Consider the following 20824-nt stretch of genomic DNA (forward strand, 5'->3'; position numbering starts at 1 on the left):
CAGCTTCCCGGAACCCTCGGGACCCCCAGAACCCTCGGGGCCTTCGGAGCCCCCACGCTGGGGACCGCGCCCGCCCCAGCAACCGCCTCCGCCTGCTCCGTACCCGTATCCATATCCGTACCCCCCGCCGCCCCGGCGCCGCCGCCGGTGGCCCTGGGTGCTGCTCGGCCTGCTCCTGCTGCTGGTCGGCGGCTGCGCCGCCCTCTTCGCCGTCTTCGTAGGCGAGGTGTCCGAGGAGGCCGCGCGGCCCGCCCGGATCGCGTACGCGGCCACCGGGAGCGCCTCGGGCGTGGCCATCACCTACTCGACCTGGCGCGACGGGAACCTGTCCACCAGCCAGGTCGGCGACCGGATACTGCCCTGGACCAAGGAGATCACCACGAAGGGCTTCGTCAAGGGCGGCTCCCTCGTCGTCACGCTGGGCCCCGACGGCGGCACCGCCACCTGCTCGGTGACCGTGGACGACTCCGCGCCGATCACGGCGACGGCCACCGGCCCCTTCGCCTCGGCCGTCTGCAACGGTTTCTGAAGGGCGTCCGGGGGACGCGGCCAAGAGAGACGCCGACGGAGTTCGGGCCGACGTGCCCCACCTCACTCTGGACAGCGAGACCAACTCGCCGGTAACTTAATCTGAGCAAGCGCTTAGATTGGGCGGCTGACTGCCGCGACGAAGGGAGTCGGCCGTGCGCCGTACGGTGTTCAACGAGGACCACGAGGCGTTCCGCGAGACCATCCGCGCCTTCATCGAGGCCGAGGTCGTCCCGGTCTACGACGAATGGTTCGCGGCCGGCCAGGCCCCGCGCGAGTTCTACTACAAGCTCGGCGAGCTGGGCATCTTCGGGATCAACGTCCCCGAGGAGTTCGGCGGCGCGGGCCTGGACACCCACAAGTTCGAGGCCGTCCTCTATGAAGAGACCTCCCGCGCGGGCGTCAACTTCGGCGGCTCCGGCGTGCACGTGCTGCTCGCCCTGCCCTACATCAAGATGCTGGCCGACATCGAGCAGAAGAAGCGCTTCCTGCCGAAGTTCGTCTCCGGCGAGGAGATGTGGGCCCTGGCGATGACCGAGCCGGGCACCGGTTCCGACGTCGCGGGCATGAAGACCACCGCCAAGCTCTCCGAGGACGGCACGCACTACGTCCTCAACGGCTCCAAGACCTTCATCACGGGCGGCGTGCACGCCGACCGCGTGATCGTCTGCGCCCGCACCTCCGCCCCCAGCGAGGACGACCGCCGCTTCGGCATCTCCCTCTTCGCCGTGGACACCAAGTCCGAGGGCTACTCCATCGGCCGCAAGCTCGACAAGCTCGGCCTGCGCACCTCCGACACCGCCGAGCTGGCGTTCGTCGACGTGAAGGTCCCGGTCGAGGACCTGCTGGGCGAGGAGAACAAGGGCTTCTACTACCTCGGCGCCAACCTGCCGTCCGAGCGCTGGGGCATCGCCTTCGGCGCGTACGCGCAGTCCAAGGCCGCCGTCCGGTTCGCCCAGCAGTACGTGACCGACCGCACGGTCTTCGGCAAGCCGGTCGCGCACTTCCAGAACACCAAGTTCGAACTGGCCGCCTGCCAGGCCGAGGTGGACGCCGCCGAGGCCGTCGCCGACCGCGCCCTGGAGGCCCTGGACGCCGGTGAGCTCACCGCCGCCGAGGCCGCTTCCGCGAAGCTGTTCTGCACCGAGGTCGCGCACCGCGTCATCGACAAGTGCCTCCAGCTGCACGGCGGCTACGGCTACATGAACGAGTACCCGATCGCCCGCCTGTACGCCGACAACCGCGTGAACCGCATCTACGGCGGCACCAGCGAGGTCATGAAGTCCATCATCGCCAAGTCGATGGGCCTGTAAGCGTCCTACGCTTCCCCCCATGAACGAGGCACTGACGACTCTCCTCGACCTGCTCGACCTGGAGCAGATCGAGGAGAACATCTTCCGCGGTACCAGTCGTTCCGCGCTGGTACCGCGGGTCTTCGGCGGTCAGGTCGCGGCCCAGGCCCTGGTCGCGGCCGGCCGTACCGTGCCCGAGGACCGCACCGCGCACTCGCTGCACTCGTACTTCCTGCGCGCCGGGGACCCGGGCGCGCCGATCGTGTACTCGGTCGACCGGATCCGCGACGGACGCTCCTTCACCACGCGCCGCGTCGTCGCCGTCCAGCACGGCCAGCCGATCTTCCACCTCTCCGCGTCCTTCCAGACGTACGAGGAGGGGCTCGACCACCAGACCGCGATGCCCGACGCCCCCGATCCGGAAACCCTCCCGACGGCCGCCGAATCCCTCCCGCTCTACCGGGAGATCTTCCGCGACCCGGGCACGGTGGAACGGCTCATCGAGGCGCGCGGCGCCGTGGACCTGCGGTACGCGACCGTCCCGCCCTGGGGCAGCGTCGGCGAACCGGTCGAACCGCGCTCGCAGGTGTGGTTCCGTACCGCCGGCAAGCTCGAGAGCGACGACGCGCTCCTGCACACCTGCCTGGCCACGTACGTCTCCGACATGACCCTGCTCGACTCGGTGCTGCTCGCGCACGGCAAGGGCGGCTGGGCGGTAGGCGACGTGGTCGGCGCGTCACTGGACCACGCCATGTGGTTCCACCGGCCGTTCCGCGCCGACGAATGGCTGCTGTACGACCAGGAGTCCCCCTCGGCCGCCGCCGGGCGCGGTCTGGGCCAGGCCCGGATCTGGACCCAGGACGGCAGGCTCGCCGTGACGGTCATCCAGGAGGGCGTGGTGCGCGTCCCGCGCGCGTAGTTCGGCCATCCGACATAACGTCACACCATGTCCAGCAGCGATGCGATGGTGAACGGAAGCGGAACCGGCAGCGGTGTCCCGGGCGAGGTCGAGAGCGAGAGCATCGGCACGGTCATCGTCGCCGTGGTCACGAACCTCGGCATCGCCGCCGCCAAGGCGGTGGGCGGGGTCATCAGCGGATCGAGCGCGATGCTCTCCGAGGCGGCGCACTCGGTGGCCGACACGGTGACCGAGGTGATGCTCCTGACCGCACTGAAGCGGAGCACGAAGCCTGCGGACGAGGCGCACCCGCTGGGGTACGGACCTGAGCGGTACATCTGGGCGCTGCTGGCGTCCATCGCCACCTTCGTCGGCGGCGCGGTCTTCGCCGTCTACGACGGCATCCATACCCTCCTCCACGGCGAGGACCCCGGGAACCCGACGCTCTCCTACATCATCCTGGCCGTCGCCGCCGTCCTGGAGGGCTACTCCCTGCTGGTCGCCTGGCGGCAGGTCAAGGGCGAGGCGGCGCGGATGAGCGCACCCCTGGGGCTGTACGTGAAACACACCCCGGACACGGCGGTGAAGGCCGTCCTCCTGGAGAACGTGGCCGCCCTGATCGGGCTGGCACTGGCCGCGGGCGGCCTGCTCGGGGCGCAGCTCACGGGATCGGGCGTGTACGACGGGGTGGCCTCGCTGCTGATCGGGCTGCTGCTGGTGTGGGTGGCGTGGGAGCTGGGCCGCTCGAACGCGCAGTACCTGATCGGGCGGCCGCTGCCGGAGGGGATGCGGGCGGAGGTACGGGAGGAGCTGCTCTCGGTGCTGCACATCGAGGGCGTGCTGGAGCTGACCACGCTGGTGCAGGGGCCGTCGGAGGTACTGATCGCCGCGAAGATCGACTTCCACGATCTGGCGTCGGCGGCGCAGGTGGAGGCGGCCTGCGAGATCGCCGAGGAACAGCTCCGCGACCGCTTCCCGGCAATCCGCCGGGTCTACTTGGACCCCACCCCGTCCCCTCCCCCCTCACCTCTCCCTCCCCCTTCTTGACACACGAGCGGCGCCCCGGGGTTCCCGGGGCGCCGTTCTGTGGTGTGGTGCGGAGATGGCTTGCGATGCTCAGCCGAGCTTCGCCTTCAGGTCCTTCTTGACCTGGTTCTTGACCGTGTTCTTGTTGACCTTCTTCACGCTTCCGCCCTCACCGAAGCCGTCGCCGCCGACGGCGGTGGCGTCACCGGTGTTGATGGCATCGGCGCTGGAGTCGCCCCCTCGGGCGTCGCCGGTGTTGATGGTGCACTTGCCCTTACAGCTGCCGACGCCACTGTTGGCGTCGCCGCCGCGGGAGTCACCGCCGACGGTGGTGTTCTCCGCGTTGGCGTCGCCACCGGTGCCGATGCCGTCGGCGCTGTCGTCCTGGAGGACGGACACCGCGTGGTGCGGGGCCGTGGCCGGGGCGGCCATCGCCGTGGCGGGGAGGGCGATGCCACCACCCAGCAGGGCGACGGAAGCGGAAGCGAGGACGATGCGGCGGGTCGACAGGATCTTGAACATGGTCGTTCTCCATTCGGAAAAGAAAGGAAAGAAGGGGAGGGATTCGGGAATCACCCAGAGAAAGGATCCGGGGTAATTCCCTGCCCTCTACTTCTTCCGGTGTTTCCCGGTGAGGGCGTACTTCAAATAAACCCGATGGCGGGAATCGCGTCACGCCACTCACATTCGGGGCTTGACGGAGACGGCCGATCTTGATAGCTCCGGAACACACGGCGGACGCCGGAGGGGCTGGGCCTCTCCGGCGTCCATGGCACGCAACGGCGCCCCGGGAATCCCGGGGCGCCGGCTTTCTGGGTGGCTTGCTGGGCTCAGCCGAGCTTCGCCTTCAGGTCCTTCTTGACCTGGTTCTTGACCGTGTTCTTGTTGACCTTCTTCACGCTTCCGCCCTCACCGAAGCCGTCGCCGCCGACGGCGGTGGCGTCACCGGTGTTGATGGCATCGGCGCTGGAGTCGCCCCCTCGGGCGTCGCCGGTGTTGATGGTGCACTTGCCCTTACAGCTGCCGACACCGCTGTTGGCGTCGCCGCCGCGGGAGTCACCGCCGACGGTGGTGTTCTCCGCGTTGGCGTCGCCACCGGTGCCGATGCCGTCGGCGCTGTCGTCCTGGAGGACGGACACCGCGTGGTGCGGGGCCGTGGCCGGGGCGGCCATCGCCGTGGCGGGGAGGGCGATGCCACCACCCAGCAGGGCGACGGAAGCGGAAGCGAGGACGATGCGGCGGGTCGACAGGATCTTGAACATGGCCGTTCTCCATTCGGAAAAGAAGGGGGTTCGAGAATCTTTGCCGGGAAAGGGATCCGGGGTGATTCCCTGCCCTCCACTTCTTCCGGTGTTTCCCGGTGAGGGCGTACTTCAAATAAACCCGATGACGGGAATCGCGTCACGCCACTCACATTCGGGGCTTGACGGAAATGGCCGATCTTGATAGTTCCCGTTCACCGCCCGGCGCGGGGCCCCACGGGCGCCGACGGGGGTTCGGCCCTGCGGGGCGAAGTCCCCTACCCGCCCTTCCACCGTTCCCCGGGCACTGCCCGGACCCGCGCCTCAAACGCCGGCGAGGCTGGGTGGTGTCCCCGGGCACTGCCCGGGCCCCGGTCCTCCATCGCCAGCGGGGCTGGGTGTGCCCCCAGGCGCTGCCCGGACCCGGACGGGCTGGAGAGGGGCACCGGGCTGCGCCCGGACCCCCTGGGGCTCCGCCCCAGGCCCCGGTCCTCAAACGCCGGACGGCTGAAAGACCCAGCCCCGTCGGCCGCCTCCAGCCTCGCCGGCGTTTGAGGCGCGGGGGTGCGGGGGCTGGCCCCCGGAACGGCGCCGCGCCCGGTAAGCGGGTCCGGGGTGGAGCCCCGGGGAACGGGCGAAGGGTGGGGAGGGGACTCGGCGCCGCGCAGCGGCAGCGCCAGGGTGCCGCCCGCGGGCGGGGCGGGACTGGCCGCCCGGCACCCTCGGCGCGTGAGGCGCAGGCGGCCGGGGCCGCTAGAGCAGGCCCGCCGCCGCGAGGAGGTACGCGACCATCGGGTCGTAGAAGCGGGGGTCACGGACGTGGTCGTCCAGCGGCACCGCCACCTGGAGGGTGCCTTCGGCCTCGGCCAGGAACAGCGCCGGGTCGTTGCAGTCGGCGTAGCCCACCGCGTCCAGCCCGCGCTGCGCCGCGCAGCCCGCCCAGCCGTGGTCGGCGACGACCAGGTCGGGCTGGGGGCGGCCGTGGGCCGCCAGCGCGTCCAGGATCGCCGCCATCGGCGCCGGGGAGTGGGTGTGCCACAGCGTGGCGCCCCGCTCCAGCACCGCGACGTCCGCGAACTGCCACACCGAGCCCTCGTCGGCGACGAGCCCCGGCGGGATCACCACGATCTCGCAGCCGGCCGCGCGCAGCGCATCGGCCGTGGCCCGGTGCACGTCCAGCAGCCCGCCCGGGTGTCCCGTGGCGAGCAGCACGCTCTGCCGGTCCAGCGCGGCCTTGCGCAGCCGCGTCGCCATCCGGTCCAGGGCGGCCACGGTGAGCTCGGGGTCGATGGTGTCCTGGCCGACGCGGTGCGCGGGGTCGTCCACGACGCCGCAGCGCTCCGCCATCACCGCGAGCACGTCCTGCTCGTCCGTCCAGCGGTCGCCGAGCTCCAGGCCCAGCCAGTAGTGCCGGTCACCGTTGGCGAGCTTTCGATAATGCGACAGGTTGTTGTCGCGCGGGGTGGCGACGTCTCCCGCGATCCGCGTGCGGACCAGGTGGTCGATGAGTTCGGCTCGGCTGGGGACAGGCGTCTCTATCGGCTTCGGCATGCGGCCCATTCTGCCGCCGCGCGCCCGGAGCCGTCCCTTCCATCCCGTCCCCCGGACACGCCGGCCGCCCCGCCTCATCCCGACAGCGCCCCGAAGGCCCCGTTCGCGAGCCGGCGCAGCAGGGATTCCGTCGCGTCCCGGCCGAGCGCCGCCAGGTGCGGGGTGGAGTTGAGCAGGCCGAAGACCGCGTGCACGGAGACGCGTACCTCCGCCTCGCCCACCTGGGGGTGCAGCTCCCGTACGACGTCGACCCACAGCTCGACGTACTTGCGCTGGAGCTGCCGTACGAGCTTGCGGTCGGCCTCGCGCAGCCGGTCCAGCTCCCGGTCGTGGAGGGTGATCAGCGCCCGGTCGTCGAGCGCGAAGTCGATGTGTCCGTCGATGAGGGAGGCCAGTACTCCGGACGGGTCACCGGCCGCCTCCTCCACCCGGTGGCGGCCGCCCGTGAGCAGCCGTTCGCTGATGCCGACGAGCAACTCGGCGAGCATCGCGTCCTTGCCCGCGAAATGCCGGTACAGGCCGGGGCCGCTGATGCCCACCGCGGCCCCTATCTCGTCCACGCCCACGCCGTGGAAACCACGCTCGGCGAAGAGGCGCGCAGCCTCGCCGAGGATCTGCTCGCGCCGGGTCGGGGCGGCTGCTCTGGTGCTCATGGGAATCCATTCTAGACAGGGCCGTTAGCGGTCGTTAACCTAAGTCCCACATGCGTTAACGCTCATTAACCGAGTGAAGCAGAGCGCACCGAGCAAGGGAGCTCGACCGATGCAGCAGGCACCAGTGCTGACGAGCGCCGCCGACCCGGCGTCCGACGCCTGGCGGGCCAACGAGGCCGCCCACCGCGAGCTCTCCGAGGGCCTGCGCGCCCGGCTGGAGGCGGCCCGGCTCGGCGGCGGGGAGAAGGCCCGCGCCCGGCACACGGCCCGCGGGAAGCTGCTGCCGCGCGACCGCGTGGACGCCCTCCTCGACCCCGGGTCCCCCTTCCTGGAGCTGGCCCCGCTGGCCGCCGAGGGCATGTACGGGGGTGCGGCCCCGGCCGCCGGGGTGATCGCCGGCATCGGCCGGGTCAGCGGCCGCGAGTGCGTCATCGTCGCGAACGACGCCACCGTCAAGGGCGGCACGTACTACCCGATGACCGTGAAGAAGCACCTGCGCGCCCAGGAAGTGGCTCTGGAGAATCGTCTCCCCTGCCTCTACCTGGTCGACTCGGGCGGCGCCTTCCTCCCCATGCAGGACGAGGTCTTCCCCGACCGGGACCACTTCGGCCGCATCTTCTACAACCAGGCCCGCATGTCGGGGGCCGGCATCCCGCAGATCGCCGCCGTCCTCGGCTCCTGCACGGCGGGCGGCGCGTACGTCCCCGCCATGAGCGACGAGGCCGTCATCGTCCGCGGCCAGGGCACGATCTTCCTCGGCGGCCCGCCGCTGGTGAAGGCCGCCACCGGCGAGGTGGTCACGGCCGAGGAGCTGGGCGGCGGCGAGGTCCACTCCCGGATCTCGGGGGTCACCGACCACCTCGCGGAGGACGACGCCCACGCGCTGCGGATCGTACGGAACATCGTGGCGACCCTGCCCGAGCGCCAGGCCCTGCCCTGGTCGGTCGAGGCCCCCGAGGAGCCCAAGGTGGACCCGTACGGGCTGTACGGCGCGGTCCCCGTCGACTCCCGCACCCCCTACGACGCCCGCGAGATCATCGCCCGGATCGTGGACGGCTCCCGCTTCCAGGAGTTCAAGGCGGAGTTCGGGCAGACCCTGGTCACCGGCTTCGCCCGAATCCACGGGCACCCGGTCGGGATCGTCGCCAACAACGGCATCCTCTTCTCCGAATCGGCCCAGAAGGGCGCGCACTTCATCGAGCTGTGCGACCAGCGCGGCATCCCGCTCCTCTTCCTCCAGAACATCTCCGGCTTCATGGTCGGCCGGGACTACGAAGCGGGCGGAATCGCCAAGCACGGCGCCAAGATGGTGACGGCCGTGGCCTGCACCCGGGTCCCGAAGCTCACGGTGGTGGTCGGCGGCTCGTACGGCGCGGGCAACTACTCGATGTGCGGCCGGGCGTACTCCCCCCGCTTCCTGTGGATGTGGCCCAACGCCAAGATCTCGGTGATGGGCGGCGAGCAGGCGGCCTCCGTCCTGGCCACGGTCAAGCGCGACCAGATCGAGGGCGCGGGCCAGGAGTGGCCCGCCGAGGACGAGGAGGCCTTCAAGGCCCCGGTCCGGGCCCAGTACGAGGAACAGGGCAACGCCTACTACGCCACGGCGCGGCTGTGGGACGACGGGGTCATCGACCCGATGGAGACCCGGCAGGTGCTGGGACTGGCCCTGACCGCGTGCGCGAACGCTCCCCTGAGCGACTCGGGCTTCGGCATCTTCCGTATGTGACGTGTGACGTGAGGACCTCACTGATGTTCAACACTGTTCTGGTCGCCAACCGCGGCGAGATCGCGGTCCGCGTCATCCGCACGCTGCGGGAGCTCGGCATCCGTTCCGTGGCCGTCTTCAGCGACGCCGACGCGGACGCCCGGCACGTACGGGAGGCCGACACGGCCGTCCGCATCGGCCCGGCGGCGGCCGCCGAGAGCTACCTGTCGGTGGAGCGCCTGCTCGACGCGGCGCGCCGCACGGGCGCCGAGGCCGTCCACCCCGGCTACGGCTTCCTCGCGGAGAACGCCGCCTTCGCGGCCGCCTGCGCGGACGCGGGCCTGGCCTTCATCGGGCCGCCGGCCGCGGCCATCTCCCTGATGGGCGACAAGATCCGCGCCAAGGAGACCGTCAAGGCGGCGGGCGTGCCCGTGGTCCCCGGTTCCTCGGGCAGCGGGCTGTCCGACGCCGACCTGGTCGCCGCCGCCGAGAAGATCGGCATGCCGGTCCTGCTGAAGCCCTCGGCGGGCGGCGGCGGCAAGGGCATGCGGCTCGTACGGGACTCCGCGCTGCTCGGCGAGGAGATCGCGGCGGCCCGGCGCGAGGCGAAGTCATCTTTCGGCGACGACACCCTGCTCGTGGAGCGCTGGGTGGACCGGCCCCGGCACATCGAGATCCAGGTGCTGGCGGACGCCCACGGGAACGTGGTCCACCTCGGGGAGCGCGAGTGCTCGCTCCAGCGGCGCCACCAGAAGGTGATCGAGGAGGCGCCGTCGGTCCTGCTGACGCCGGAGCTGCGGGCCTCGATGGGCGCGGCGGCGGTGGAGGCGGCGCGGTCCTGCGGGTACGTCGGCGCGGGGACGGTGGAGTTCATCGTCCCGGGCGGGGACCCCTCCTCGTACTTCTTCATGGAGATGAACACCCGGCTCCAGGTGGAGCACCCGGTGACCGAACTCGTCACCGGACTCGACCTGGTGGAGCAGCAGCTCCGGGTCGCGGCGGGCGCGGAGCTGGGCTTCGGCCAGTCCGAGGTCCGGCTGACCGGGCACGCGATCGAGGCCCGCGTCTGCGCGGAGGATCCGGCGCGGGGCTTCCTGCCCTCCGGCGGCATGGTGCTGGCCCTGTCGGAGCCGGACGGCGGCTCCGTCCGTACGGACTCCGGGCTGGCGGCGGGGGTCGACACCGGCTCCACCTACGACCCGATGCTGTCGAAGGTCATCGCCTACGGCCCCGACCGGGCGGCCGCCCTGCGGGTGCTGCGGGGTGCGCTCGCGGACACCGTGATCCTGGGCGTGCAGACCAACACGGGCTTCCTGCGGCGCCTGCTCGCGCACCCGGACGTGGTGTCGGGCGACCTGGACACCGGCCTGGTGGAGCGGGACCTGTCCCAGCTCCTCCCGGAGGGGGTGCCGGACGAGGTGTACGCGGCGGCCGCACTGCTGTCCTTCCCCCACCCCGCCCCTTCCCGAAACCCTGCCGGGGGCTGGGTCGACCCGTTCGACTCCGCCAACGGCTGGCGCCTCGGCGGGACCCCCGCCTGGACGGTCCACCACTTCCGCCTCCCGGGCCAGGACCCGGTAACGGTCCGCACCCGCCCAAGGCAGAGCCCCAGCACCACCGGCCCGCACACAGAACTCCTCCTCGGCGACGCGGATGGCACCCCGGCCCGGGGCCGGATCGTGGACCGCACCCCCGACCACCTCACGGTCGAACTCGACGGCGTCACACACCGCTTCGCCTACGCCCGCTCCCCCGAAGGGACCTGGCTCGGCCGCGACGGCGACTCCTGGCACGTCCAGACGCACGACCCGGTCGAGGCCAACCTCCGCGGCGCGGGTCGCTCAGGCGCCGACACCCTCGCGGCCCCGATGCCCGGCACCGTCACCGTCGTCAAGGTCGCCGTCGGCGACAAGGTGGCCGCCGGTCAGAGCCTGCTCGTCGTCGAGGCCATGAAGATGGAACACGTCATCTCCGCCCCGCACGCCGGCACCGTCACCGAACTCGACGTCACCCCCGGCACCACGGTCGCCATGGACCAGGTACTGGCCGTGGTCACCCCGGACGAGGAGGAGAAGGACGCATGAACGGGCTTCCGATGAGCTTCCCGTACGAGGGTCTCCCGGCCCGGGTCCGGATCCACGAGGTGGGCGCCCGCGACGGGCTGCAGAACGAGAAGACGGCCGTCCCGACCCAGGTGAAGGCCGAGTTCGTGCACCGGCTGGCCGCCGCGGGGCTCACCACCATCGAGGCCACCAGCTTCGTGCACCCCCGGTGGGTCCCCCAGCTGGCCGACGCCGACGAGCTGTTCCCGCTCCTCGCCGACGTGCGGGCCGCGCTGCCGGTCCTGGTCCCCAACGAGGCCGGCCTCGACCGCGCGCTCGCCCTCGGGGCCACCCGGATCGCCGTGTTCGGTTCGGCCACCGAGACCTTCGCCGCCCGCAACCTCAACCGGACCGTCGCCGATTCCCTCGCGATGTTCGAGCCCGTCGTGGCCCGCGCCAAGGACCACAAGGTGCACGTCCGCGGCTACCTCTCCATGTGCTTCGGCGACCCCTGGGAGGGCCCGGTCCCGGTCCACCAGGTTGTCGGCGTCGCCAAGACCCTCCTCGACCTCGGCTGTGACGAGCTGAGCCTCGGCGACACCATCGGCGTCGCCACCCCGGGTCACGTGCAGACCCTCCTCTCCGCGCTGAACGAGGAGGGCGTGGGCACCGACCGGATCGGCGTGCACTTCCACGACACCTACGGCCAGGCCCTGTCCAACACCCTCGCCGCGCTCCAGCACGGCGTGACCACCGTCGACGCCTCCGCGGGCGGCCTCGGCGGATGCCCGTACGCCAAGAGCGCCACCGGCAATCTCGCGACCGAGGACCTCGTCTGGATGCTCGACGGCCTCGGCATCGAGACCGGGGTCGACCTGACCGCCCTCACCGCCACGAGCGTGTGGATGGCCGAGCAGCTGGGGCGTCCCAGCCCCTCCCGTACCGTCCGCGCCCTCTCCCACAAGGAGTAACGAAGACCATGCCCCTCGACCACCGGCTCACCCCCGAGCACGAGGAACTCCGCCGCACCGTCGAGGCGTTCGCGCACGATGTGGTGGCGCCCAAGATCGGCGATCTGTACGAGCGGCACGAGTTCCCGTACGAGATCGTCCGCGAGATGGGCCGCATGGGCCTGTTCGGCCTGCCCTTCCCGGAGGAGTACGGCGGCATGGGCGGCGACTACCTCGCCCTCGGCATCGCCCTGGAGGAGCTGGCCCGCGTCGACTCCTCGGTCGCCATCACCCTGGAGGCCGGCGTCTCGCTCGGCGCGATGCCCTTGTACCTCTTCGGCACCGAGGAGCAGAAGCAGCAGTGGCTGCCGCGGATGTGCTCCGGCGAGATCCTCGGCGCCTTCGGCCTGACCGAGCCCGGCGCGGGCAGCGACGCGGGCGGCACGCGCACGACCGCCGTCCGGGACGGCGACGAGTGGGTGATCAACGGCTCCAAGTGCTTCATCACCAACTCCGGTACGGACATCACCGGTCTGGTCACCGTCACCGCCGTGACGGGCCGCAAGGCCGACGGCCGCCCCGAGATCTCCTCGATCATCGTCCCCTCCGGGACCCCGGGCTTCACCGTGGCCGCCCCCTACTCCAAGGTCGGCTGGAACTCCTCGGACACCCGTGAGCTGTCCTTCGACGGCGTACGGGTCCCCCTGGCCAACCTGGTCGGCGAAGAGGGCCGCGGCTACGCCCAGTTCCTGCGGATCCTCGACGAGGGCCGCGTGGCCATCTCGGCGCTCGCGACGGGCCTGGCGCAGGGCTGCGTGGACGAGTCGGTGAAGTACGCCAAGGAGCGGCACGCCTTCGGCAAGGCGATCGGCGACAACCAGGCCATCCAGTTCAAGCTGGCGGACATGGAGATGCGCGCCCACATGGCGCGGATCGGCTGGCGCGACGCGGCCTCCCGGCTCGTGGCCGGGGAGCCCTTCAAGAAGGAGGCGGCCATCGCGAAGCTGTACTCCTCGACGGTGGCGGTCGACAACGCGCGCGACGCCACGCAGATCCACGGCGGCTACGGGTTCATGAACGAGTACCCGGTGGCCCGCATGTGGCGCGACTCGAAGATCCTCGAGATCGGCGAGGGCACGAGCGAGGTGCAGCGCATGCTGATCGCCCGTGAGCTGGGGCTTTCCGGCTGACGGTAGTCGATGGTGCGGTACGGGGTCCTCCACCTGGAGGGCCCTTTATCGTTTTCAGCCAAGGTTAGGCTAACCTTCCTACTCGAACGCCCGAGCCACCCAGTACGCACGAAAGCGGACACCCCATGCCCAAGTCCCGTTCCTCCCTCCTCACCCGCCGCGGCCTGATCGCGGCAGGCGGCGCCCTGGGCCTCGTGGCCGCGCTCACCGCCTGCGGCGGCAGCGACTCCGCGAAGGACGGTTCGGGCGACAAGGGCACGGGCGGCGCGGCGGCCTGGAGCTTCAAGGACGACATGGGCAAGGACGTCACCGCCAAGTCCACGCCGAAGAACATCGTCGCCTTCACCGGCACCGCCGCCGCGCTCTACGACTACGGGGTCGGCGTCAAGGGCGTGTTCGGCCCGACGAAGACCGCCGACGGCAAGGCCGACGTGCAGGCCGGCTCGATGGACGTCAACAAGGTCGAGGTCATCGGCAACGTCTACGACGAGTTCAACGTCGAGAAGTACGCGTCCCTGCAGCCCGACCTCCTGGTGACCAACACCTGGGAGAAGGACAGCTACTGGTACCTGCCGGAAGCCTCCAAGGACAAGATCCTGAAGCTGGCCCCGGCCGCCGCCATCGGCGTGGGCGGCGACGTCACGATGGACAAGGCCCTGGCCCGCACCGCGGACCTCGCGAAGTCCCTGGGCGCCGACCTGAACGACAAGAAGACCGTCGACGCCAAGGCCCGCTTCGAGGCCGCCTCCGCGAAGCTCCGCGAGGCCACCAAGGCGAACCCCGGCATCAAGGTGCTCGTCGGTTCCGGCGCCGCCGACCTGTTCTACGTCTCCACCCCGGCCACCTCCGCCGACCTGAAGTACTTCCAGTCCCTCGGCGTCGAGTTCGTCACCCCGGACAAGGTCGACGGCGGCTTCTTCGAGAGCCTCAGCTGGGAGAACGCCGGCAAGTACCAGGCCGACGTGATCCTCCTCGACAACCGCACCGGCACCCTCCAGCCGGAGGAGCTGAAGGCCAAGCCGACCTGGGCCGAGATGCCGGCCGTGAAGGCCGGTCAGATCACCCCCCGCGTGACCGAGCCGATCTACTCCTACGAGAAGTGCGCGCAGATCGTCGAGGAGCTCACCAAGGCCATCCAGAACGCCAAGAAGGTCAGCTGACCCCTGACCGTCCGGCCCCGGCGCCTCACCCAGGCGCCGGGGCCTTCTGCTTCGCCCGTCATCGCCGATCCCAGGGGGGACCCTCCGCATGACCGCCGCCAACACCGACACCGCCGCGACCGCACCAGAAGAATCGATCCCCCACTTCCGGTTCTTCGAGCTCGAAGTGCTCCGCACCCGCCGCCTCGGCCACTCCTTCCTGCGGATCACCTTCGGCGGCGCGTCCCTCGCCGGCTTCCGCTCGGGCGGCTACGACCAGAGCCTCTCCCTCTTCCTGCCGCCCGTCGGCCGGGAACACACGGTGCTGCCCTCCACGGGCGAGGACACCTGGTTCGCGGACTGGCGCGGCATGCCGGACGAGGAGCGCCCGGTGATGCGCTCGTACACGGTCCGCGAGCAGCGCCGGACCTCCGGCGGCGTGGACGAGGTGGACATCGACTTCGTCCTGCACGGCACCTCCTCCCCCGCCTCCGCCTGGGCGGGCCGCGCGGTGACCGGCCGCCGGATCATGGCCATCGGCCCGGCCGTCGCGGAGAACAAGTCCGTACGTTTCCAGCCCCCGGCCGCCACCGACACGGTCCTGCTCTACGCGGACGAGACCGCCCTGCCCGCGGCCTCCGCGATCCTGGACCGGCTCCCCGAAGGCACCCCGGTCAGGGCCTGGTTCGAGGTCCCGCACGCGGACGACCGGCTGTACCTGCCGACGTCCGCCGACGCGGACATCACCTGGGTCGTACGGGATCCGGGCGCCGGCCGGGAACGGACCGACCGCGCGCTGGAGGCCCTCCGCGCGGCCGAACGGCCCGCCACCGAAGCCCCGTACGTCTGGATCGCGGGCGAATCCGCGACGATCCGCGCGGTCCGCAGGCACTTCGTCCAGGACTGCGGCATCGACCGCCGCGCGGTCCGCTTCACCGGCTACTGGCGCCTCGGCGCAACGGAGGACGACCTCCTCGCCGAAGCCTACGCAGGCCGGTCCCCCGACGAGGACCCGACGGCGGCGCTCTGACCGGGGCCCTCCGCGCCGAGCACCCGCAGCTGGCGTCCCGTTCCGTCAGGCCCTCACCGGCCCCACGGGACGTCCGGTGCCTGGTAGAAGGTGACGTCCTGGGCGTCCAGGCGCGGGCGCTGGGCCGACAGTCGGCGGGCGTACGAGGTCCAGTCGTGGGTGGTGGCCGGGGACCAGCCCAGTTCCGCCAGGCCCAGGACGCGGGGGAAGGCCATCAGTTCCCAGTCACCGCGCGTCGCGATGGTCTCCGTCCACAGCGGGGCCTCCACGCCGAGGACCGCGGATTCCGGGAGGCCCGGCAGGTAGGTCCCCGGGTCCCAGTCGTAGGCGCGGCGCACCGGTACGTACCCGGCCCAGGCCAGTCCCGGCTTCGTCTCCTTGTCGTACTTCATGTCCAGGTAGAGCCGGTCCGCCGGGGACAGGATCACCGGGCTGCCCGCCTTGGCCGCCGCGGTCACCGCCGCCTTCTCGGCCGCCGCCGTGCGGTCGTGGCCCCAGTACTGGAGCACCGCCCCCGGGGCCGGGCGGGCCGTCGCGAGCTGGTGCCAGGCCACCACCGTCTTGCCGTGCTCGGCCACGACCGCCTGGGCCCGGTCCATGAAGGCCGCGTAGTCCGCCGCGGGCGTGGAGTGGGCCTCGTCGCCGCCGATGTGCAGGTACTTGCCCGGGGTCAGCTCCGCGAGCTCCCCCAGCACCTGGTCGATGAACTCGTAGGTCCGCTCCTCGCCCACGCACAGCGAGCTGAAGCCGACCTTGATCCCGGTGTAGCGCTCGCGGGCCTTGCCGTCGCAGTTCAGCTCCGCGTAGGCGGCCTGCGCGGCGTTCACGTGGCCGGGCATGTCGATCTCCGGGACCACGTCCACGTACCGCTCCGAGGCGTACGCCACCAGGTCCCGGTACTCGTCCTTCGTCCAGTGCCCGCCGGGGCCGCCGCCGACCTCGCTCGCGCCCCCGTACTCGGCCAGCCGCGGCCAGGAGTCGATCGCGAGGCGCCAGCCCTGGTCGTCGGTCAGGTGCAGGTGCAGGGTGTTGACCTTGTACTGCGCGAGCTGGTCGACGTACCTCTTGACCTGCTCGACGGTGAAGAAGTGCCGGGCCACGTCCACCATCGCCCCCCGGTACGCGAAGCGCGGCGCGTCCGTGACCGTGCCGCCCGGCACCGTCCCCGGCCCGGACACCGGCAGGAGCTGGCGCAGCGTCTGGCCGGCATGGAAGAGGCCCGCGGGCGTACGGGCGGTGAGGGTGACCCCGCCGGGCCCGGACTCCAGCCGGTAGCCCTCCTCCCCCGCCCCCTCGGCCTCCCTGTCGATCCGCAGCCGGATCCCGTCCCCCTCCACTCCGTCGACCACGGGCAGCGGCAGCCCGCTGGGGCCGCGCAGCTGCTCGGCGAGGAGTTCGCCGACCTTGCGGACCTCCTCGTCGCCGGTGAGGCCGGTACGGATGACCGTGCCCGGACCGAAGGCGTACCCGGGGCCTTCGGCCCGGGCGGAGACGGGCGCCGGCAGGAGCCGTTCGTAGGGCGCGAGCGCGGCCGGGGGCTCGTCGCCCGGCCGGGCGTCGTCCCCCCTGGCGGCGCTGCTGCAGGAGGCGGCCGCGGGGACGGCGGCGAGGACGAGGAGGGCGGCGAGCACGCGTCGCGGGACTCTCATGCGCATAGGTATAGGCCAACCGGGCCCGTGGGGCCGATGCAAGAATCCAAGGATGGCGGAAATCATCCAGAAGGACGGCACATGGACCTTCGACGGGGACGCGGTGCGCATCGTGCCGGGCCGCGACAAGGGGGTGGGCCTGCTGCGCCAGACGCTGGGCGAGGTGCTCGTCCCGCTGCGCGCGCTGGCCGGGATCTCCTACGAACCGGGCCGCAAGGCGGGCCGGCTGCGCCTGCGGCTGCGTGACGGCGCCGACCCGCTGCTCCAGGTGACGGGCGGCCGGCTGCCGGAGGCCTCCGATCCGTACCGGCTGACCGTGGAGCCGGACCGCGGCGGGGTGGCGGAGTACTTCGTGGACGAGGTGCGCAACGCCCTGCTGCTGGACCAGGTGGATCCCGGGCCCGCCGACTCCTACCTCCTGCCGGGCCCGGCGGTGCCGATCACGGTCGGCGCGGGCGACGGTACGGCGGCCTTCGACGGGGACCGGGTGTCCCTGGAGTGGAACTGGACGACGGAGGAGGCGAAACGGTCCGGCGGGGCCCGGGAGTTCCGGGTCGCGGACCTGCGGTCGGTGGAGTGGGCCCCGTCCCGGGGGCTGGAGAACGGGTGGATCCGCTTCGCGCTGGCGGGCGCCGGCCAGAGCGCGGCGCCGAAGTACGACCCGTACACGGTGGAGCTGTTCGGCTTCAAGAAGGACCCCCTGATGGCGCTGGTCGCGGCGGCGGTCGCGGTGCGCATGCCGCACCCGGCGGCGCTCGTCTCCTCGCCGGAGCTCACGTCCGGGGCGGGCGCCCGGCCGGAACCCGAGCCGAAGCCCGAGCCGGCCGGGGCTCCGGCCGCCGCCATGGCCCCGGCCGCCGCCCCTGCGGAGGACCACGACGCCCTGCTGCGCCGGCTGCGCGAGCTGGGGGAGCTGCATCAGGCGGGGATCCTCACGGCCGAGGAGTTCACGACGGCGAAAGCGGCGATTTTGGGTCGTTTCTGACCATCAAAGACCGGAATTCACCCCTCCTCTGGTCCAGACCAGCGCGATCCTGCCCGATTCCGGGCAGGATTTTTGCGTTCTGCCGCTCGTACCGCCAATATCGACGGATGCCCGACCGCCGCCCGTCGCACGAGGACCTCGTCGACCACTTGGTGCGCAGCACCTCGCTCCAGCGGGGCGAAGCCGCCCGAGTGGTGCTCGACGTCCTCGCGTACTTCGACGAGAGCACCGAGGAGTTCGTCCGTCGGCGCCACCGTGAGCTCCAGTCCGGGGGCGCGGTCAACGCGGACATCTTCGAGCGGATCGCGGCCGAACTGCCGCACCGTGCGGTCGCACCGCCGGAGCTCTCGCTCCGGCAACTGCGCCGCATCGTCTACGGCTGAGCACCACCCCGGCCGTGCGCCGGGGCGCTGCAGGGGCAGCGGCAAGAGCAACCGAACTTCAGGAGGGGAAAGACCTTATGTGCGGAATCGTGGGTTACATCGGCAAGCGTGACGTGGCACCGCTGCTGCTGGAGGGCCTGCAGCGGCTGGAGTACCGCGGGTACGACTCCGCGGGCATCGTCGTCAACAGCCCGAAGGCCGCGGCCCTGAAGGTCGTCAAGGCCAAGGGCCGCGTACGCGAGCTGGAGTCCCGGGTCCCCAAGCGCTTCGCCGGCACCACCGGCATCGCCCACACCCGCTGGGCCACCCACGGCGCCCCGAGCGACATCAACTCCCACCCGCACCTGGACGCCGACAACAAGGTCGCCGTCGTCCACAACGGCATCGTCGACAACGCCTCCGAGCTGCGCGCCAAGCTGGAGGCCGACGGGATCGTCTTCCTCTCGGAGACCGACACCGAGGTGCTCGTCCACCTCATCGCCCGCGCCCAGTCGGAGACCCTCGAGGAGAAGGTCCGCGAGGCGCTCAAGGTCGTCGAGGGCACCTACGGCATCGCCGTCATGCACGCCGACTTCCCCGACCGCATCGTCGTGGCCCGCAACGGCTCCCCGGTCGTCCTCGGCATCGGCGAGAAGGAGATGTTCGTCGCCTCGGACATCGCCGCGCTCGTCGCCCACACCCGCCAGATCGTCACCCTCGACGACGGCGAGATGGCGACCCTGAAGGCCGACGACTTCCGGACCTACACCACCTCCGGTACGACGACCACCGCCACGCCCGAGACCGTGGAGTGGGAGGCCGCCTCCTACGACATGGGCGGCCACGACACGTACATGCACAAGGAGATCTCCGAGCAGGCCGACGCGGTCGACCGCGTCCTGCGCGGCCGGATCGACGACCGCTTCAGCACCGTCCACCTGGGCGGCCTCAACCTGGACCCGCGCGAGGCCCGCGGCATCCGCCGGGTCAAGATCCTGGGCTGCGGCACCTCGTACCACGCCGGCATGATCGGTGCGGGCCTCATCGAGAGCCTGGCCCGCATCCCCGCCGACGCCGAGCCCGCCTCCGAGTTCCGCTACCGCAACCCGGTCGTGGACCCCGACACCCTCTACATCGCGGTCTCCCAGTCCGGTGAGACGTACGACGTGCTCGCGGCGGTGCAGGAGCTCAAGCGCAAGGGCGCCCGCGTCCTCGGCGTGGTCAACGTGGTCGGCTCCGCGATCGCCCGCGCCGCCGACGGCGGCGTGTACGTGCACGCCGGCCCCGAGGTCTGCGTCGTCTCCACCAAGTGCTTCACCAACACGGTCGTGGCCTTCGCGCTGCTCGCCGTGCACCTGGGCCGCATCCGCGACCTGTCCGTCACCGACGGCAAGCGGATCATCGACGGCCTGCGCAAGCTGCCCTCGCAGATCCAGGAGATCCTGGACGGCGAGGAGGACATCAAGAAGCTGGCCGCCGAGTACGCCGAGGCCAAGTCGATGATGTTCATCGGCCGCGTCCGGGGCTATCCGGTGGCGCTGGAGGCCTCCCTGAAGCTCAAGGAGATCTCCTACATCCACGCCGAGGCCTACCCGGCCTCCGAGCTCAAGCACGGTCCGCTCGCCCTCATCGAGCCCTCGCTGCCGACGGTCGCGATCGTTCCGGACGACGACCTGCTGGAGAAGAACCGCGCGGCGCTCGAGGAGATCAAGGCCCGCAGCGGCCGGATCCTCGCGGTCGCCCACACCAAGCAGGAGAAGGCCGACCACACGATCCTCGTGCCCAAGAACGAGGACGAGCTGGACCCGATCCTGATGGGCATCCCGCTGCAGCTGCTGGCGTACCACACCGCCCTCGCCATGGGCCGGGACATCGACAAGCCGCGCAACCTGGCGAAGTCCGTCACGGTCGAGTAGGTCGCGCCGACCGCGTAGGTCGCACGCACGCACGAGGAAGGCCCCCGGGGATCCCCCGGGGGCCTTTTCGTGTGGTGCGTGAACCGTCAGCTCGCGGCGACCGCGCCGCGCGAACCCTTGCCGAAGGCCATCGGCCAGCTCGCCAGTGCCGCGGTGGCCCCGTACCAGGCCAGCAGTCCGGAGAGCGCCGCCACCCAGCCGGCCGCCTTGGCCAGCCCGTCGCTCTCGGCGAAGGTGCCTATCGCCAGGAGCAGCAGGGAGAGGGTGAACAGGCCGTACACGCCCTGACCGAACAGCCCGCGCGAGGCCGAGGCGGCGAGGGTCAGTGCCAGCATGGCGAACAGGACGAGGAACAGTCCGGCCGCGTGTGCCGAAACCTTTCCGTCGGCTCCGTTGGCCCAGGTGAACCAGAAGGCGCCGATGCCGGCGAACGCCGTGCCGTTGAAGCCGTTGCCGCCGCGGTATTCGAGGATTCCGAGGACGAACAGGGCGAGTCCGCCGAGGAACGTCGCGAGCGACACGGAGTTGGCCACGGTCACACCGTCGATGATGCCGGTGTTGCCGATACCGAACGCGAGAAGGGTGAGACCCAGGGCGATGTGCCCGAGGGTCGAAGTCGAGGCCGTGCTTCCCGCAGAGACACCATTGTCCACGGCGGGCTCCCTTC

Annotated in this window: 19 protein-coding genes; 13 read left to right on the forward strand and 6 right to left on the reverse strand. The window is 71.4% G+C overall.

Annotated features, from left to right (window positions below; all coding sequences use genetic code 11):
* Positions 1–157: 157 nt before the first annotated feature.
* The 4 genes from ACFRU2_RS25425 (at position 158) to ACFRU2_RS25440 (ending at position 3765) form a co-directional block, all read left to right on the forward strand.
* Positions 158–529 carry a hypothetical protein gene (locus ACFRU2_RS25425; protein ID WP_382975998.1) on the forward strand — a complete coding sequence of 124 codons (372 nt, stop codon included), beginning with the start codon at positions 158–160 and terminating at the stop codon, positions 527–529.
* A 154-nt stretch (positions 530–683) separates the two neighbouring features.
* Positions 684–1841, forward strand: coding sequence for an acyl-CoA dehydrogenase family protein (locus ACFRU2_RS25430; RefSeq protein ID WP_266957923.1), 1158 nt, complete (start codon positions 684–686; stop codon positions 1839–1841).
* A 19-nt stretch (positions 1842–1860) separates the two neighbouring features.
* Positions 1861–2739 (forward strand): acyl-CoA thioesterase II, encoded by an 879-nt coding sequence (tesB, locus tag ACFRU2_RS25435; RefSeq protein ID WP_382976001.1) that lies wholly within the window; start codon positions 1861–1863, stop codon positions 2737–2739.
* Between the two features lie 45 nt (positions 2740–2784).
* Positions 2785–3765, forward strand: a complete 981-nt coding sequence (locus tag ACFRU2_RS25440) for a cation diffusion facilitator family transporter (RefSeq protein WP_382976359.1) — start codon at positions 2785–2787, stop codon at positions 3763–3765.
* 69 nt (positions 3766–3834) lie between these two features.
* On the opposite strand, the gene ACFRU2_RS25445 is transcribed toward ACFRU2_RS25440, so the two are convergent.
* The 4 genes from ACFRU2_RS25445 to ACFRU2_RS25460 all read right to left on the reverse strand — a co-directional run bounded on the left by ACFRU2_RS25445 (position 3835) and on the right by ACFRU2_RS25460 (position 7189).
* Positions 3835–4266, reverse strand: a complete 432-nt coding sequence (locus tag ACFRU2_RS25445) for a hypothetical protein (protein ID WP_382976004.1) — start codon at positions 4264–4266, stop codon at positions 3835–3837.
* Between the two features lie 308 nt (positions 4267–4574).
* Positions 4575–5006, reverse strand: a complete 432-nt coding sequence (locus ACFRU2_RS25450; protein WP_382976004.1) for a hypothetical protein — start codon at positions 5004–5006, stop codon at positions 4575–4577.
* A gap of 732 nt (positions 5007–5738) precedes the next feature.
* The gene (locus ACFRU2_RS25455) at positions 5739–6545 is read right to left on the reverse strand and encodes a phosphatase (protein ID WP_382976007.1); all 807 of its coding nucleotides are present in this window, start codon (positions 6543–6545) and stop codon (positions 5739–5741) included.
* 65 nt (positions 6546–6610) lie between these two features.
* Positions 6611–7189: a TetR/AcrR family transcriptional regulator gene (locus tag ACFRU2_RS25460; RefSeq protein ID WP_382976010.1), complete on the reverse strand. Its 579-nt coding sequence runs from the start codon at positions 7187–7189 to the stop codon at positions 6611–6613.
* Positions 7190–7298: 109 nt separating this feature from the next.
* Between ACFRU2_RS25460 and ACFRU2_RS25465 the strand changes: the two genes are divergently transcribed.
* From ACFRU2_RS25465 to ACFRU2_RS25490, 6 genes are all read left to right on the forward strand, one after another.
* Positions 7299–8915, forward strand: a complete 1617-nt coding sequence (locus ACFRU2_RS25465) for a carboxyl transferase domain-containing protein (RefSeq protein ID WP_274553205.1) — start codon at positions 7299–7301, stop codon at positions 8913–8915.
* 23 nt (positions 8916–8938) lie between these two features.
* Positions 8939–10978, forward strand: coding sequence for an acetyl/propionyl/methylcrotonyl-CoA carboxylase subunit alpha (locus ACFRU2_RS25470; protein WP_382976013.1), 2040 nt, complete (start codon positions 8939–8941; stop codon positions 10976–10978).
* Positions 10975–11907, forward strand: a complete 933-nt coding sequence (locus tag ACFRU2_RS25475) for a hydroxymethylglutaryl-CoA lyase (protein ID WP_382976016.1) — start codon at positions 10975–10977, stop codon at positions 11905–11907. Before ACFRU2_RS25470 ends, ACFRU2_RS25475 begins: the two co-directional genes overlap by 4 nt.
* A gap of 8 nt (positions 11908–11915) precedes the next feature.
* Complete coding sequence (locus ACFRU2_RS25480) at positions 11916–13076, forward strand: acyl-CoA dehydrogenase family protein (protein WP_382976019.1); 1161 nt, start codon at positions 11916–11918, stop codon at positions 13074–13076.
* 125 nt (positions 13077–13201) lie between these two features.
* A complete protein-coding gene (locus ACFRU2_RS25485; RefSeq protein WP_382976022.1) occupies positions 13202–14236 on the forward strand; it encodes an ABC transporter substrate-binding protein in 1035 nt (344 codons plus the stop codon).
* Between the two features lie 88 nt (positions 14237–14324).
* The gene (locus tag ACFRU2_RS25490; protein ID WP_382976025.1) at positions 14325–15245 is read left to right on the forward strand and encodes a siderophore-interacting protein; all 921 of its coding nucleotides are present in this window, start codon (positions 14325–14327) and stop codon (positions 15243–15245) included.
* Positions 15246–15298: 53 nt separating this feature from the next.
* On the opposite strand, the gene ACFRU2_RS25495 is transcribed toward ACFRU2_RS25490, so the two are convergent.
* A complete protein-coding gene (locus tag ACFRU2_RS25495; protein WP_382976028.1) occupies positions 15299–16894 on the reverse strand; it encodes a beta-N-acetylhexosaminidase in 1596 nt (531 codons plus the stop codon).
* A 52-nt stretch (positions 16895–16946) separates the two neighbouring features.
* Between ACFRU2_RS25495 and ACFRU2_RS25500 the strand changes: the two genes are divergently transcribed.
* The 3 genes from ACFRU2_RS25500 to glmS all read left to right on the forward strand — a co-directional run bounded on the left by ACFRU2_RS25500 (position 16947) and on the right by glmS (position 20157).
* Positions 16947–17879: a DUF4429 domain-containing protein gene (locus ACFRU2_RS25500; protein WP_382976030.1), complete on the forward strand. Its 933-nt coding sequence runs from the start codon at positions 16947–16949 to the stop codon at positions 17877–17879.
* Positions 17880–17986: 107 nt separating this feature from the next.
* Positions 17987–18262: a hypothetical protein gene (locus ACFRU2_RS25505; protein ID WP_250741293.1), complete on the forward strand. Its 276-nt coding sequence runs from the start codon at positions 17987–17989 to the stop codon at positions 18260–18262.
* 77 nt (positions 18263–18339) lie between these two features.
* Positions 18340–20157 carry a glutamine--fructose-6-phosphate transaminase (isomerizing) gene (glmS, locus tag ACFRU2_RS25510; RefSeq protein WP_382976033.1) on the forward strand — a complete coding sequence of 606 codons (1818 nt, stop codon included), beginning with the start codon at positions 18340–18342 and terminating at the stop codon, positions 20155–20157.
* Positions 20158–20243: 86 nt separating this feature from the next.
* Here glmS and ACFRU2_RS25515 read toward each other — a convergent pair whose 3' ends face one another.
* Positions 20244–20810, reverse strand: coding sequence for an acetate uptake transporter (locus tag ACFRU2_RS25515; RefSeq protein WP_382976036.1), 567 nt, complete (start codon positions 20808–20810; stop codon positions 20244–20246).
* Positions 20811–20824: the final 14 nt, after the last annotated feature.

It is taken from the genome of Streptomyces sp. NPDC056883, from assembly GCF_042788835.1.
Lineage (GTDB): Bacteria > Actinomycetota > Actinomycetes > Streptomycetales > Streptomycetaceae > Streptomyces > Streptomyces stoeckheimensis.